General features: G+C 62.4%; 1 protein-coding gene. It reads left to right on the top strand.

The features are described 5' to 3' along the window. A partial coding sequence (locus tag AB4Y92_RS25655) for a response regulator transcription factor (RefSeq protein WP_441822182.1) occupies positions 1-353 on the top strand: 353 nt, incomplete at its 5' end. Positions 354-482 lie beyond the last annotated feature (129 nt).

The raw sequence follows: 482 nt of genomic DNA, 5'->3' as shown, positions 1-482 counted from the left end.
GTGTACGGCGATCGATGCGCTACGCTGCGGCGAGCTGTTCGTTTCCCCTGCTTCGCAGCCCGGATCATCCGCGTCCTGAAGCACAAGCCCTGCAACACGCGACCAGTGCCGTTTCCGAACTCCAGGCCCGGGAACACCAGATCGTCAGCCTGCTTTCCAGCGGCAAGCGAAACCGGGAGATCGCAAGCGCTCTGTCGCTGAGCGAAAAGACAGTGAAGGGCGACATGACGCTACTGATGCAAGAGCTCCACGCCCGCAATCGCCTGGAGGCCGTCATTGCCGTGCAAAGCCTCAGCCAGGCAACTCTGCGTGGCGACATCGAGAGTGATGGCCTGGCCGGGCTGTCCGGTTAGAAACGGGCCTGGTAAGGCGCCCTCGCCACCATGGAATCGTGGTCACGGGCCGCGCCTGTCTGAAGCGATGCCCCAGACAGCTCCTTCGTGTCGGCTCTGCTTCAGCGTTCCTTGAAGATCCTGTTGGCA

The sequence above is a fragment of the Lysobacter sp. TAB13 genome (assembly GCF_052113885.1).
Taxonomy (GTDB): Bacteria; Pseudomonadota; Gammaproteobacteria; order Xanthomonadales; family Xanthomonadaceae; genus Lysobacter; species Lysobacter gummosus.
Note: the sequence above shows the minus strand (reverse complement) of the source record. Positions and strands in the feature narration are given on the sequence as shown.